We start from the raw sequence: 14,988 nt of genomic DNA on the forward strand, positions 1-14,988 counted from the left end.
TCTTTTTTCAATTCATTATTGTATCGATTTTTCCTTTCAAAGGCGCTATGTGGACGTTTCTTTTTTGGCATGGATATTGCTCTAAAATATAATAGCTTTACCCATTCAAGTAGAGGAGGCCGAAGCACACGATATAGACTTCGTTTTTTGTGATTATTCCACTAGGGTACTAGGCTTTGCCTATCATTGGACTACCCAGGCGTATCACTGCAGATCAAGGATTAAGAAAAAAGAGTAAACGTACAAAGCTGTCCATAGTTTTTCCCGTCATTATGAATGTACATATAAGTTTTACGATCGATCTTCCAGAAGCGGAGAAACAAGGATTGGATCTCTTGTATCCACGTAAGAATGAAAGATTTCGGCTAGTAACCATGGCACGGAAATGGCATTATCGCAAAATGGAAATTTGACAGGTTTAAAGGATGGTGACAATAGTGGCTTTGCAATCGAATGAATTGAAGCATGGGCTCAAGACCAGACATGTGACCATGATCTCCATCGGCGGAGTTATCGGGGCAGGCTTATTTATCGGAAGCGGAACGATCATAGTTTCCGCAGGACCAGGCGCTATTTTATCCTATATCATTGCAGGTCTGATGATCGTACTTATCATGCGCATGCTAGGTGAAATGGCTGTGGTGAATCCTGATAGCGGTTCCTTTTCAACCTATGCACATCAGGCGTTTGGTCCTTGGGCCGGATATACGATTGGCTGGCTGTACTGGTTCAACTGGGTCATCATCATTGCCATTGAAACGACTTTATTGGGTACGATGGTAAACGATTGGTATCCTTCCATCCCCATGTGGGCAGCTAGTTTATCTTTCCCCATTTTGATGACCATCACGAATATCTATTCTGTAAAAGCCTACGGGGAATTTGAATACTGGTTAGCTTTTATGAAAGTTACGGCAATCGTTATCTTTTTATTTCTCGGTGCTGCCATGATATTTGGATTTGTGCCAGCATTCGAATCACCTGGCCTTTCCAACATTTCAAACGAAGGGGGATTTTTCCCAAATGGCTTTCTTCCCGTTCTCCTGAGTGTCATCTTCATTACTTTCTCGTTATCAGGCAGTGAGGTTGCGGCCATTGCAGCAGGAGAATCGGAAAACCCCGAAAAAAATATCATTAGGGCCATTAACGCGGTTGTATGGCGTCTGCTCCTTTTCTTTGTCGGGTCAGTTGCTGTATTGGTCATCTTGATCCCGCAAGGAGCAAATGAGTTATTGAAAACCCCCTATGCCAGCGTATTCGATATGGCAGGACTTCCTGCCGCGGGTCAAGTCATGAATATCGTAATATTCATCTCGTTGCTATCCGTTTTGAATTCTGGACTATATACAAGCTCTCGTATGCTGTATTCCTTATCAAAAAAAGGAGATGCACCGAAGATCCTCTCACGCGTCAATAAGCGGGGAATACCGATCTGGGCTTTAATGGCCAGTGTGTTCTTTTCCTATGTGTGCACAACATTTAAATTTGTCTCCCCTGATAAATTATTTGCATTTCTCGCTAATAGCTCGGGTGGAGTTACCATGATCATGTATATCTTCATCGCTTTTTCTCATTTGTACCTAAGGAAAAAGACCGAAAAAGAAAATCCAGGAACACTCAAAGTGAAAATGTGGCTTTTCCCTTACTTAACCTACACCACGATTGTCGCCTTATTCATCATTTTTGCCGCTCAAGCGTTCATCGATTCCATGCGGTTGCAATTCTTTCTGACGACCCTTCTCACGGTTCTCGTTATCGGAACATACTTTCTGTTTTATCATAAAAGAGCCGCCATCATTCCTGAACCACGAGAACAACTGAAAAAAATTCAATAGACCACGGCAATGGTAGATTGAATATTCGATAAAAAGGGTTGCTCCTTAAGGGGCAGCCCTTTTTGATATCCGGCTTTTTTATGAGTTTGGGTCTCTTCCTAGACCGCATTTCCCCAGGGGCCCCGCAAACGTTTTATCGTTATTACCATGACCCATTCATTCCGCTCTGCGTGAAAACCCACCGTGTACGTAGACCGTTGCTTACCACTACTGTGCTCGCCCTTCCAAAGGCTGTTGGGGAGCCTCTTCCTCATTCTCGTTAAACTTATGATCATGATTCATTTGCATCTTTGAGATCCTTTGCTAGAATATAAACATATACAAAATTAGGAGTGGTGACTGTGGCTGAAACTCCAGCTGAAGAATTGATTCATTATATTGTCCCGAAAGGCGAATTTATCACTTTTGTTGATGATGAAGATTATATTTCAAAAGGGTTGGAATGGAAATTGTTCACTGCCCGATCGGTAAAAAGGGAACTGGTATATAAAAGCGGCAGCTACCAAGGAAAGGTAAAATTGGCAGGGTACGAACAATATGGGAACGGACTTGATACGGTTGTCGTTGAATTTGAAAATGGAAAGCTCAGCTGTATCCATCCTTCCTACTTAAAGGAAATGCAAAGTTCCAATTTCGGAAAAGAGTTGTTGAGCGGACCTGTTACCGACATGACGGCAATTTCAAGTGAAAACGAAAAGGGGACGGACGCTCCCATATCGCAACCTTCCGATCCATTAAGTGAGGAACCAAAAAAGGCAAAAACGAAAAGCAAAAAGGCGACAGCGAAACCAAAATTGGATTTACCAGCTGAAAAAGTGCATTTTAATGCAACAGTCAAGGAATTCACGGCGAAAATGAACCATTTTACTGGTGAGGAAGATGAAGTTATCCTGCTGTCGAATGTCAAAGTTACGACGGAACCAGAGCTGACGATCGGGGACGCTTGGTGCGGGTATAGCAAGACATTGAAAAAAGCTGAGCTGACGATCGGCGACGAAATTGAATTTGATGGTAAAGTGGTCGAAAAGAAATACGATAAAGAAATCCGATATAAAGTCAATAATCCATCAAAGCTAGTGAAACGGGTGGAAGCCTGAACCATATATTGCCTGATAGGCGGTAGGCAAAGTGCTTACTGCCAGTTTTTAATTAAGGGTGTCCGAGCCTTCTAGCATGTCTCAAAATATAGAAGGTAACCAATTGGATAGAACGCAACGTCGTTTTTCCCTATTGTGGTTTCATCTAATCAAGTGTTGGGGATAATACATTATGATAAAGGATTAATAAAAAAACGGGGGGGACTCTTATTGAAAGAATTGTTTCAATTATTAAAGCAAGGCAATAAATCGGCATTCACCGCTGCCTGCGTGAATAGCATCATTGCCGTCTTAAAGGGAATAGCTTATTTCATGACTGGAAATGTCGCTATGTTTGCGGAAACATTACATACGTTGGGCGATGCAGCAAACCAGTTTTTCGTATTCATCGGTTCTGCATTAAGTAAAAAATCACCAACAGAACGATTTCCGGATGGATTCGGCCGTCTGGTCAATCTCGTCCTTTTAGGTGCAGTGCTTGTTGTCGGAATCATGTCCTATGAAACGATCAAAGAGGGGTTCCACCACATTTTGCATCCTGTACATTCTACTGGAATCATCATTAACTTGTCCGTTTTAACCTTGGCTGTCGTGCTGGAATCATATGTATTATTTAAAGCGATGAAGGAAGTCGTGCATGAGACTGGAATCGAAGCAACAGGCACAGCGATCATCTTTAAAAGTTTTGCTGGTTTGAAGCGGGCAAAACCAGCGACGAAACTTGTTTTCATGGAAGATATGGTAGCTACCGGCGGTGGACTTCTTGCGATTCTTGCCATTTTGTTAGCGAACTTCACCCCCTTCATTCAAGCGGAAGGTGTCGCTTCTGTCATGATTGGCCTTGGTATGTTCTACGTGGTTGGCCGGGTTTTCCTTGATAATGCAGCAGGCGCTCTTGGGGAAGCAGATATAGAAATGCGGCAAAAAATCGGAAGCATGGTCATGAGTGATCCGGATGTAAGGGATATCCAGAAACTTGCGGTACTAAAAGAAGGCGAAGACTTTCACGTTGAATTGGAAGTGGAGCTTGATCCCCATATTTCGATTGCCGAAGCGGATGATATAAAAGATCGACTGTTTGATGAAATATTCAAGGAACGGGGAGTAACGGATGTCATTATCGAGTTTGATGAAAATGACGGAATTCCTAAATGGGAAGGACAAATCAAACAAGAATTGAATGAAATGGAAAAAGAGAAGGAGTAGATATGTCCGTATATCATGTTTCTTAGTCAATTTGGATTGGCGGAGGTCATGGTCATTCTTGACCTCGCTTTCAAAATGATGATGAAGAAGTAGAATAAGCAAAACCTTGCTGGAAGGGACCTGTTCAATCAATCACGTTCTTTCCTTGTAAACACAAAATAAGCTATCATGGTATGAGGTACATAGAGAAGGTTTTACGAAAGGGTGAAGAAAATGATGAAACCAGATATTAAGCTGGTCGCGTTAGACATGGATGGAACACTTCTGAATCGAGCTGGGGAGATTTCCGAAGAAAATCGGAAAGCGATCAAAGAAGCAGAAGAGCAAGGCGTTTTTGTTGTATTGAGCACAGGGAGATCTTATGCGACATGCAGTGATTTTGCAAAGTCAATGGCACTCAGATCTTATCTCATTACGGTAAATGGAAGCGAGATTTATGATAATCAAGGAAAACTGGTCGAAAGAAATATCGTGGATACAGAGTCCATTCAATGGATGTGGGAATTAAGCCAAAAGCATGGCACGCATTTTTGGGCCATTAGCTGCGATAATGTGTACAGAGCTGAAATGCCTGAAAAAATCACCGATTCCGAATGGCTTAAATTCGGATTCGATACAGAAGATGATGCAACCCGCAAAATCATCATGGATGAATTGGTATCAAGAGGCAATCTGGAAATCAGCAATTCAAGTCCCACGAATATTGAAGTCAATGCCAGGGGCGTAAATAAAGCGAAAGCGATAACGCTCGTTTGTTCATTGCTTAATATCACGATGGATCAGGTAATGGCAGTCGGAGACAGCCTTAATGACCTAGCGATGATTTCCGAGGCGAAATTGGGAGTCGCGATGGGAAATGCACAAGCCACAGTGAAGGAAAAAGCGGATTGGGTCACAGCGACGAATGAAGAAGATGGTGTTGCAAAGGCCATTCGTAAATGGGTCCTTACCAATTAAATTGAAACCGTATATGGATTTTTCATATACGGTTTTTTAATTGAAATCTTTTTCTTTCCATCATGATAGAAGTCAGCGTAATTAATTTCTTGAAAATTCCGCATTTTAGAAGTATGATAATCTTGTTAAGTTATATTTTGGTAATATATTAATAGCGGGAGGTTTCGTAGATGAGTAGAACTTTGCCTGAACAGTGGTGGAATCAATTATCTCTGCCAGTCATCTCAGCACCCATGTTTTTGATATCGGGTCCTGAGTTAGTGAAAGAATGTTGTTTGAATGGTGTGATTGGTTCTTTTCCAGCGCCAAATGCCCGTCCGATAGAGTTGCTTGACCAATGGATGGGCGAAATAAGCGATACATTGAAGGCGGCAAAGGATAAAGATCCGAACAGCAGGATTGCACCTTGGGCGATGAACATGGTCGTCCATCGTACGTATAGCCGTCTGGAAGAAGAATTGGAACTAGTCAAAAAACATCAACCTCCCATCATCATTACATCATTAGGTTCCCCTAAACATGTGGTGGACGTCGTACATAGCTATGGCGGATTAGTCTTTTCGGATGTCAGCAGTGTCGAGTTTGCCAAAAAAGCTGCCGATTCCGGTGTCGATGGATTGATCTTGGTAGCTGCTGGAGCTGGGGGCCATGCGGGTGAAATCAATAGCTTTGCGTTTGTGGACAGCGTCAGGACTTTCTGGGACGGCATCATATTGCTCGCTGGTTCGATAAGTACGGGTCACAGCATCTTGGCTGCTCAAGCTGCAGGAGCGGATCTTGCATATATGGGAACACGTTTTATCGTAGCGAAGGAGAGCAGGGCGAATGATGAGTATCGTGAAATGCTTGTCGATTCGGATCATGATGATATCATCTTGACTGATGCATTTTCAGGCGTGAATTGCAATATGTTGAAGCCAAGCATCAAAAAGGCAGGCATGGACCCCGAGCAATTAGCCAAAAAAGAAAAGGTGGATTTCGACAGCATGTCCAAAACTTCCGAATCAAAAGCGTGGCGTGACATTTGGTCAGCCGGACATGGCGTTGGAGCGATAAAAAAAATCGATACAGCTGCAGACATCATAAAGCAACTGGAAAAAGAGTATCAGGATTCATTAGATAAATTGACTAGGCAGGCGGAAAAATTAACGGGCATCACTTCCAAATGATATGAAAGCGCTTCATTTAGTTATTTGGAAATAATTTTTATAGAAGCTGGCAAGGGCATCCGATATTTCGGATGCCTTTTTTTGGGGGAAATAACATGAATTTTGTTTCGAGGTGCGCCGCCGATTGTTGATGTTGAGCTGTAAAGGAATAGGGAATTACGTAGCAAAAGTTAGCATGGGGAAAATGAAAAAATATTGATAAAAGGCTGGATAAGTGTTATATTCAAATCTATAAATGACCAAATGAACAATACGGTCAGTTATTATCGTTTAATTAGAAAAGAATGTATGCAACGTTAAATTTCAGATGCAATCCAACATACAAACGGCAATATTGCCGTAAAGGGAGGACTTGGTAAGTGTGTTTAAATCTTTAAAGGGTGAATTTTCAGCGATCATCAAGCATCCTATGATACTCATTTCCATTATCGGGATCATATTGATTCCTTTACTATACAGCGGAACATTCCTTTGGGCCTTTTGGGATCCATATGGGAAGGTGGACCAATTGCCGGTTGCCATCGTCAATATGGATGAGGGAGCCGAGTTCAATGATACGGAACTCACAATCGGAAAAGACCTAGTGAAAGAATTAAAGGATAAAAATGACTTTGATTGGCACTTCGTCACTCAAAAAGAAGCGAATGAAGGTCTTGAAAACCAAGATTATTACATGAAAATAGAGATACCGAAAAACTTTTCCAAAAATGCAACGACTTTGCAAGAGTATAATCCGGAGAAACTCGATTTAATTTACACATCTAACGAGGGGTTTAACTATATATCCACGAAAATCGGAGATGCAGCTACTGAAAGAATCAAAGGGGAAGTATCGTCAGCTGTTACGAAAACGTACGCGGAATCCATGTTTGACAATTTAAACGAAGTTGCTGACGGACTTAAAAGTGCCAGTGATGGTGCTGGGAAGTTAAAAGATGGAACGGATACCGTTAAAAACGGATCAACTGAACTTGGTGAAGGAATTAACTCTGCTAAAGAAGGCTCCAAAAAAGTGGAAGACGGAATTGATTCGGTTCATACCGGTTCAGTTGAAATTCATGAAAATCTCGAAAAATTGGCCGAAAAATCTTTGACCTTTTCCAATGGAATTGGTTCGGCAGCAGCAGGGTCAAAAGAACTGGATCAAGGATTGCAACAGTTTAGCTCTGGTGTGGGTCAAATGAAAGACGGGCAATCCCGGCTTTTAGAAGGTGCCAAAAAATCCGAAGCAGGAACCGGTGAATTGGCTACCGGCTTGCAGCAGTCATTAGCTGGTTTCAATCAGATTGAAGAAAAGCTGCCAGCTTTGACTGAGGGAGCAAATGGTGTCGCTGCCGGTGCTAGTCAGCTTTCAGGCTCCTTATCCGAATGGAGTGCAGCTACAGGTGATGCGAAAGCTGGGGCAGCTGAAGTTTCAGCCGGTTTGGAAGAAGTTATTTCCGGATTGAAACAACAATCCGAGAGCACCGAAGATCCCGCCGAGAAAGCTCGGCTGGATGGATTGATTGCCTCGCTCTCCCGCATCAGCGAAGGAAGTAAAGGAGTTTCCGAAGGGGTTGGAAAGCTTTCGGCGAGCGCATCCGAAATTGCCAAGGGCGGCAACAATTTAAACGACGGAGCAGCTCAATTAGGTGAAGGGGCAGGTGCGCTGAGCGGTGGTTTCAATCAATTGAAGCAAGCTCAAGATAAACTTGCCGGCGGGGCGAATGAGCTAAAAGACGGTCAAGGTCAATTGGTGGCCGGATTGACAACATTTGGCGATAGTATCAATGCCGCACAAAACGGCCTTGGACAGTTAACCGATGGCAGCAACAACTTGGTTAACGGGCTTACTCAGCTTGAAGATGGCTCCAAGCAGTTATCGAGTGGCACCTCTCAGCTTTCCGAAGGTTCCAAAAGTTTGATTACCGGAACGGATAGGCTGAAAGAAGGCTCATCGAGCTTGACAAATGGGATGGGGGATTTGGCGAACGGAGCGATTAAGCTGCAAAATGGCATCGCCAAACTATCTGATGGCTCGGAAGAATTGCATGATGAATTGAAGGATGGCGCAGATGAAGCTGGCAAAATAAAATCAAATGATGATGTATATGATATGTTTGCAAGTCCAGTTAAAGTGGATAAATTGCCGATCCATAACGTACCAAACTATGGCACAAGCTTTGCACCGTATCTCATTTCCTTGAGTTTATTCATCGGGGCGATCGTCCTGACGATCATTTTCAAACTAAGGGAACCTGCCGTTAAGCCTGCAAATGGATTCAGTTGGTTCATCAGTAAGTATAGCGTCATGGCCCTCATAGGAATCTGTCAAGCCATATTGGTCGATTCGATTCTGATTCTAGGACTGGGAATCGAGGTTACGAGCTTACCGCTATTTTTCGCAGTAAGTATCCTTGCTAGCTGTACATTCATGGCGATCATTCAGTTCCTTGGTTCGGCATTGGATAATCCTGGTAGGTTTATCGCGTTGTTGATTTTGATTCTTCAATTGACAAGCAGCGGGGGGACCTTCCCGAATGAATTGGTTCCAGGATTCCTGCAAGGTTTCACACCTTTCCTACCGATGACTTATTCGATCAATGCATTCAGGGCAGTCATTTCAACAGGGGATTATAGCTTCATGTGGCATAATCTAAGCATCCTGGCGATATTCCTTGTAGTCGCGTTAGTCTTATCTCTTCTTTACTTCATTTATCGGTTCAGAAAATTGCACGCAACGGATGAAAACAAGGAAGAGACAATCTAATAACAAAAAACGGCCCCAGGATGGGGTACAGCATACTGTAGATGAACTCCGTTAATAAAGGAGTTCATCTACAGTTTTTTTTTGTTTTAAAACTTGTACTTGAACTGTTTCATTGCACTGCAGGCGCTCGCTTTCCGCGGGCGGTCGGGGAGCCGCCTCGGCGCTTGCGCCAGCGGTGTCTCTCCTAGACCGCATTTCCCGCAGGAGTCTCGCCGCCTTCCGTTCCATTCCACTCTGGGTGAAAACGAAAGATTCGTTTAGATTGCCCACCGTGTTGGAGAATTTGTACTTGAACTGTTTCATTGCGCCTGCTGAGTTTTCCCTTAGACCGTATTTCCCAGTATCGAACCTTTGAAAACTAAGTACCCGTATTGTCCGAAACTAGGGGGTTGGGCGCTGCAGAGTCCCATGGTTTCAACACACATTATACCTTTGGGAATATTGGAGATTGAAACACGAGAAATAAAATCATGCTTGTGAATACAGGGGAAAAAAGACTGTTCCTCTGATCCTGTGTAAAAGCTGAACGAACAAAGGAAAATGCGGCGTCCGAAATGGGACGCCGCATTTTGTCAGTACCAATCTAAAGAAGTCCAGATATCCACCTTTGTATGTAAGTTCTTGCTGGCTTCATCAAGTGTGTCTAAAGGATTAAGCAACTATACCCGTGATTTTAGGGGAGCAGGTGTGTATTTCTTCATCGGATTTTTAGCAATCACGTCTTTTAAATAGGGTTGACCTGCAGGGCCCCGTTTTCTCAAAAGCTCCATTAGGTAGGTAATGTCATCCAGAGCTCGGTGGGTTTGGAAGTTGGTAATTCTATGTGCCTGGAGTAAGGTTAGCAGTTTACTATTATCGAAGCCGTATTGCTTCCAAGGCACATTTCGCATTGTGCAAAACCATTTTTGATGATTGACTTCGGGGTACAGTTGGTAAAGGAAACTTCTATCGAATGATGCATTATGTGCGAAAATATCATCGGCACGAGCGATGAAGGACTTGATTTTTTCATCGTGAAAGCTTTTTCCTTCAACTGAGCTGAAAGGGATGCCATGGATCCGGAATGCTTGATCATAATTCATTCTGGCTTGAAGGCCCATCGGTTCCCTTAAAAAGGATTCTTGATCAATGTGGTTAATGATTTCCCCGGTTTCGCTATTATAGGTAAACAATATAAGGGCAAGCTCAATCATTTCATCGGAAGAGGGACGCAAGCCAGTTGTTTCAACGTCGAGCACTAAACCTAATCTATTAGACAATTTTTTTTCCTCCAATTGCATTTCTTGTATCTATTATATCGAACATGGATTGACTTTTGAAAGTGTGAGGCATTAAAAATAATGGGGGCTGCCTGAAACGGACATTACGTATCCATTTTATATTAACCCAATGTTTAATGGTTGCTACATAACTATAAATAGGTCCATTTCCGGTCGTGAAGAAATATGGCAGGTCGACTTTAAGTCTATCTGAAAAAAGTTCCAGATCATCAAACTTCGGAGTAATTTTCATTTTACCAGTAACTTTTATCGGAAAGATAAGAAGGTATATATGCAGCATTTAAATGAACGTGGGCAGGGAGCGGTTGTTCAAGCAATCAAAAGAAGCGGCCATTTGCCGCTTCTTTGGGAGGTTATTTACCGATGAATTGTTGTGTCCAGTAGTGGCTGTATTTTCCTCCTGTCACATGCCCGATTCCGATATGGGTATAGTTTTTATTCAAAATATTGGCCTTATGTCCGGGACTGTTCATCCAAGATTTCATCACTGATTCGGCACTTGGCTGACCGGCTGCAATATTTTCACCTGCATACTTGTAGTCAATGCCGAACGATTTCATCATTTCGAAAGGCGAGCCGTATGTAGGGCTTGTATGATTGAAATAATCATGATCCCGCATATCTTCGGATTTCAAGGTTGCGGTATGGGAAAGGGAGGTATCCATTTCAACGTTCGAAAGTCCGGCTTTGGAACGTTCTTCATTCACTAAACGAAGAATCTGCTGTTCTACCGTTTGCTCTTTTTCTTGCTGCTTTGCAGTTTGCTGGACACTTGGAAGAGAGATCGTTTGACCCACTAGAATGCGATTCGAATCGGAAATGGCTCGGTTTGATTTAAGAAGATCGGTAAGGCTCACTTCATATTCAGCGGCGATTTTTGATAAAGTATCTCCCTGTACGACTTCATGAGTATTGGCGCCTAAAGCTGCCGTCGGAGAAAGTAGGGATAGGGAGAGTGCCGTCAAAAGAATCGTTTTCTTCATTTTGTTTCCTCCTAGGATAAAATCTGGATTGAAAATCTAGTATCCTACAAAACTTCTTCTCTGTAAAATGGGGCCATTCTTTTTCTATCGAGGAATGGGAGAAAGGTAACGAATCAAAACATGCAAAATAGGGGCCATATAACCCGAAAGGAACATGATGAATCTTGTTCATGGGGCTTTTTTTTTAGAAAAGGAGATTAATTCCATGTCTAAAAAGAATCATTTTTATGTTTGCGAGCCACATCGTTCAGGGTAAATAAGAAGCATATAAAAACGGGAAGTAGCTATATGGAACTAAGACGATCATGATTGAAATAACTGTTGCAAAGGTGGAAATAATATGGATTTGAAGGCAGGAAAAGTATTTTGGAAGGATACATTTAAAGGAAGGGAATATCCAATCTTGGAAGAAGATATCTCATGTGATGTATGTATTGTGGGAAGTGGTTCATCGGGGGCGCACTGTGCCCATTTTTTAGCGGAGACGGGTCTGAATGTGGTCTTGATCGATAAGCGTGATATAAGTGAAGGCAGTACGATTGCAAATACCGGACTTCTACAATATTCAAATGATAAAACATTGACCTCGCTCATCCATAGCTTTGGTGAAGAAGCTGGTACGCGTCATGTTCAGCTTTGTTTGGATGCGATCCGAACTCTTGAGAAAGAAGTTGTACCTACTCTAGAAGAAAATCCGGATTTTAAAATCAGGAAAAGCCTGTATTACGCATCAAGCCCGGACGATGTTTCCATGCTGAAAGAAGAATACGAAAATCTGAAATCACGTAATTTCCCTGTGGAATATTATACCGAAAAAGAGATTGGGGAGAAGTTTTCGTTTTCAAAATCGGCTGCACTCGTTACGGGTAATGATGCGGAAATCAACCCTTATAAACATGCCCACTTTTTGATTGAAAATGCTTTTAACAAAGGCGTGCGTGTCTATTCCAATACAAAAATCAACGGAAAGGTTTTAAAGGAAGATCAAACCGTGTTATTTACCGAAAGAGGACATACGATCCGTGCACAAAAGGTCATCTTCGCCACAGGGTATGAAGCCCAAGAAGAGGTAAGGGATAAAAATGCAGTGATTCTAAGTTCGTATGCCATCGCGACCAATCCAATTGCCGACCATGCAAAATGGCATGATGATATGATGATTTGGGAAACGGCAAGACCTTATTTATATGCGAGAAAAACGGCTGACAATCGAATCATAATAGGTGGACTGGACGAGTCAACTGGATTTATCGAGAAACGCAATTCCATGATCATAAACAAAAGAGATGAATTATTGAAAGAACTCATCAACTTATTTCCTGAATTACGCAATGAAATCAAGGCGGATTATGCTTGGGGTGCTTTTTTTGGCGAGACCCATGATGGCTTGCCGACAATTGGGATGTATCCAGATCACCCGAATTGCTATTTCTTATTGGGGTACGGCGGAAATGGGACGGTATACAGTGTCATCCTTTCGCAAATCATCAGGGATTTGATTACGAAAGGAGCACATCCAGACACGGATTTATACCTTAAGGAAAGGAATGCACCGAAAAGGGTCTCCCATTAAAACAGGAATTTCCCCCGCATGAGTAGAATTAAGTAGACAGCTGAAATTACGGAGGGATCCTTCGATGTGGTTTAGGGAATTGGAAACGAAAAGGCTGAGATTAATCGAAATTGGTCACCGGCATAAGGAAAGTCTGTTTGACATCCTCTCAAGAGATGAGGTGACCAGGAATGGCGGGATAGAAAACTTGACTCACCTTGAAGATGCCCGCCGCCTGATCGATGCATTCAAAAGTGCATTCATCAACAAACGGGGAATTCGCTGGGGAGTGGTTTTGAAGGATTCGGGCACATTCATCGGCACCGTAGGAATCAATCAATTGAGCCTGATCAATAAGCGCGCCGAAATAGGATATGAAATCCATCCTGATTACTGGAGGAACCATTATACGTCCGAAGCTGTCAATGAAGTATTGCGCTACTCATTCGAAGAATTGAAACTGGTCCGGATCGCCGCTTTAACCTTCAAAGATAATCATGCCTCGGCAAACCTCCTGAAGAAGTTTGGTTTTAAAGAGGAAGGCAGCCTGCGAAGCTATGTATTTCTTCATCACGAGTCACACGATGCGATGGTATATTCCCTGTTATGCAGTGAATATCGGCATCTATATCGACAAATGGTTTAATGAATTATTCCGTTTTTTAAACACATTATGAAAGGATGAGCTGGCCATTGCGCCAGCTCTTTTGTTGTTGATCTCCCCTAAATTAACCCTATAGGAGCCTACCTTGTTATCAATCCGACACCACTTTTATTCCTTTCGAATAGTATTGCTCCTTCCGTCAAAAAAACTCTTACATTATATTTACGAAGCCAATGGGCAATTAAAGGATGTAGTCGATACAGACGGAAAATATACGACATACTCCTAAAATGCTGCAGGAGATAAAACGAAACTTGTAGATGCCACTGGTGCCATAACGGAGTGGGAATACGATCAAGAGGGTCAACTGAAAACCGAGAAAAAAACAGTGGCCGATCCAAGTTCCGGTGAATCCACGACACAAGTATCTTCCTTTGAATATGACTCTATCGGTCAAGTGAAAAAGAAAAGCTTGAAAGAAATAAATGGCTCCAAGACAACCGTTTCTAAAGAAGTCACCTATGAATATGATGAGTTAAGCAGGCTTGTAAAAGAAACGTGCCGTAATATGGAAGAGGGGAAAATAACGGAAAACCGCGTTTTCTCCATGATCATAATAGCAATGTGACGCATACATGGGTTTATGATGAGAGTAATCCCGTCCCAGTAGCTGTGGATCCAGATGTTGATGGGATCTATAACAGTGAAACCGTCTCTGAATATGACGCCAATAACCGCCTGATTTCAGAAACCATTTCCCACACGGATACACAGACGACGACGAGATATGACGAAAAAGACAATAAAGAAATCTTGAGCAACGCCCTTGGTGATACGGTCATTACGTATGATGACAATGACCGGATGACAAAAATCCTGACACCTAATTTTGATTCCTATCAGTATGAATATTTAGTCGATGATTCATTATCCAAAGTAAAAGCGCCTGGAGTAGAAACATCGATCAGCTATAATGGCGGTTCTAAAGTGAAATCCCTGAAAGCTGTAAGTCAAAAGGATCAGAGCGTGCTTTTTGACCTTCAATATCAGCATTCCGATACGGAACAAATCACGCAAATCTCCGATAAAGGAAAGATAAAGAAGAAATACACCTATACAGCAAAAGGGCAGCTTGAAACCGTAGAAGCGGATGGAGAGAAGCTTAAATATAGCTATGATGCCAACTCCAATCTGGTTAAAACGGAAAATGTAACATCGGACATCTTTAAAAGGTGGATCATTAAGCAATAATCAGTTAACGGGATGTCAAATCACCTTTTAAGGAAAAATAAAAAACTTGGTAAAACGGAACTGTATGGGAACAAAATATTCTCTATTTTAAAGTTACATATGTGAAGTACATTACAGGTTTTGACTATTAAATTGAGTGAAGACAAAGTGTCATTTACGTGAAATCTTTTAATAATATAGAAGAAACTAAGCAAAAATCCAAATTTGAATTTAGCCTTTTACATGAATGGATTTATTAGGAATTAGAGAAGGTTACGATCAAATCATGTGCATTAATAACCTAGTCTTAACTGAATGCGGATATG

The 14,988-nt window shown here is 42.1% G+C and carries 12 protein-coding genes; 10 read left to right on the top strand and 2 right to left on the bottom strand.

Annotated elements, in window-relative coordinates:
* Positions 1-428 precede the first annotated feature (428 nt).
* The 6 genes from CVN76_RS13880 (at position 429) to CVN76_RS13905 (ending at position 9,013) form a co-directional block, all read left to right on the top strand.
* The gene (locus tag CVN76_RS13880) at positions 429-1,835 is read left to right on the top strand and encodes an amino acid permease (protein WP_157805665.1); all 1,407 of its coding nucleotides are present in this window, start codon (positions 429-431) and stop codon (positions 1,833-1,835) included.
* Between the two features lie 341 nt (positions 1,836-2,176).
* Positions 2,177-2,932 carry a hypothetical protein gene (locus CVN76_RS13885; RefSeq protein WP_232732216.1) on the top strand — a complete coding sequence of 252 codons (756 nt, stop codon included), beginning with the start codon at positions 2,177-2,179 and terminating at the stop codon, positions 2,930-2,932.
* A gap of 210 nt (positions 2,933-3,142) precedes the next feature.
* Positions 3,143-4,138, top strand: coding sequence for a cation diffusion facilitator family transporter (locus tag CVN76_RS13890; protein ID WP_100531747.1), 996 nt, complete (start codon positions 3,143-3,145; stop codon positions 4,136-4,138).
* 216 nt (positions 4,139-4,354) lie between these two features.
* Positions 4,355-5,095, top strand: coding sequence for a Cof-type HAD-IIB family hydrolase (locus tag CVN76_RS13895; protein WP_100531806.1), 741 nt, complete (start codon positions 4,355-4,357; stop codon positions 5,093-5,095).
* Between the two features lie 170 nt (positions 5,096-5,265).
* Positions 5,266-6,264 carry an NAD(P)H-dependent flavin oxidoreductase gene (locus CVN76_RS13900; RefSeq protein ID WP_100531748.1) on the top strand — a complete coding sequence of 333 codons (999 nt, stop codon included), beginning with the start codon at positions 5,266-5,268 and terminating at the stop codon, positions 6,262-6,264.
* Positions 6,265-6,625: 361 nt separating this feature from the next.
* Entirely contained in the window at positions 6,626-9,013 is a 2,388-nt protein-coding gene (locus tag CVN76_RS13905) for a YhgE/Pip domain-containing protein (RefSeq protein ID WP_232732218.1), read from the top strand.
* A 659-nt stretch (positions 9,014-9,672) separates the two neighbouring features.
* On the opposite strand, the gene CVN76_RS13915 is transcribed toward CVN76_RS13905, so the two are convergent.
* Positions 9,673-10,272, bottom strand: a complete 600-nt coding sequence (locus CVN76_RS13915) for an exonuclease domain-containing protein (protein ID WP_232732219.1) — start codon at positions 10,270-10,272, stop codon at positions 9,673-9,675.
* Positions 10,273-10,646: 374 nt separating this feature from the next.
* On the bottom strand, positions 10,647-11,276 hold the full coding sequence (locus tag CVN76_RS13920) for a CAP domain-containing protein (RefSeq protein WP_100531751.1): 630 nt from the start codon (positions 11,274-11,276) through the stop codon (positions 10,647-10,649).
* Positions 11,277-11,616: 340 nt separating this feature from the next.
* Here CVN76_RS13920 and CVN76_RS13925 point away from each other — a divergent pair, with 340 nt between their 5' ends.
* The 4 genes from CVN76_RS13925 (at position 11,617) to CVN76_RS13940 (ending at position 14,683) form a co-directional block, all read left to right on the top strand.
* Entirely contained in the window at positions 11,617-12,849 is a 1,233-nt protein-coding gene (locus CVN76_RS13925) for an NAD(P)/FAD-dependent oxidoreductase (protein ID WP_100531752.1), read from the top strand.
* A gap of 64 nt (positions 12,850-12,913) precedes the next feature.
* The gene (locus CVN76_RS13930) at positions 12,914-13,474 is read left to right on the top strand and encodes a GNAT family N-acetyltransferase (protein ID WP_100531753.1); all 561 of its coding nucleotides are present in this window, start codon (positions 12,914-12,916) and stop codon (positions 13,472-13,474) included.
* A 346-nt stretch (positions 13,475-13,820) separates the two neighbouring features.
* Positions 13,821-14,060, top strand: coding sequence for an RHS repeat protein (locus CVN76_RS13935; protein WP_100531754.1), 240 nt, complete (start codon positions 13,821-13,823; stop codon positions 14,058-14,060).
* The gene (locus CVN76_RS13940; protein WP_100531755.1) at positions 14,057-14,683 is read left to right on the top strand and encodes a hypothetical protein; all 627 of its coding nucleotides are present in this window, start codon (positions 14,057-14,059) and stop codon (positions 14,681-14,683) included. The genes CVN76_RS13935 and CVN76_RS13940 overlap by 4 nt, the downstream gene beginning before the upstream one ends.
* The last annotated feature ends 305 nt before the right edge of the window (positions 14,684-14,988 follow it).

Source organism: Bacillus sp. mrc49 (assembly GCF_002803435.1).

Coding starts and splice junctions, on each gene's coding strand:
- CVN76_RS13895 (WP_100531806.1), top strand. CDS start 4,355: ATGAAACCAGATATTAAGCTGGTCGCGTTAGACATGGATGGAACACTT.
- CVN76_RS13900 (WP_100531748.1), top strand. CDS start 5,266: ATGAGTAGAACTTTGCCTGAACAGTGGTGGAATCAATTATCTCTGCCA.
- CVN76_RS13920 (WP_100531751.1), bottom strand. CDS start 11,276: ATGAAGAAAACGATTCTTTTGACGGCACTCTCCCTATCCCTACTTTCT.
- CVN76_RS13925 (WP_100531752.1), top strand. CDS start 11,617: ATGGATTTGAAGGCAGGAAAAGTATTTTGGAAGGATACATTTAAAGGA.
- CVN76_RS13930 (WP_100531753.1), top strand. CDS start 12,914: ATGTGGTTTAGGGAATTGGAAACGAAAAGGCTGAGATTAATCGAAATT.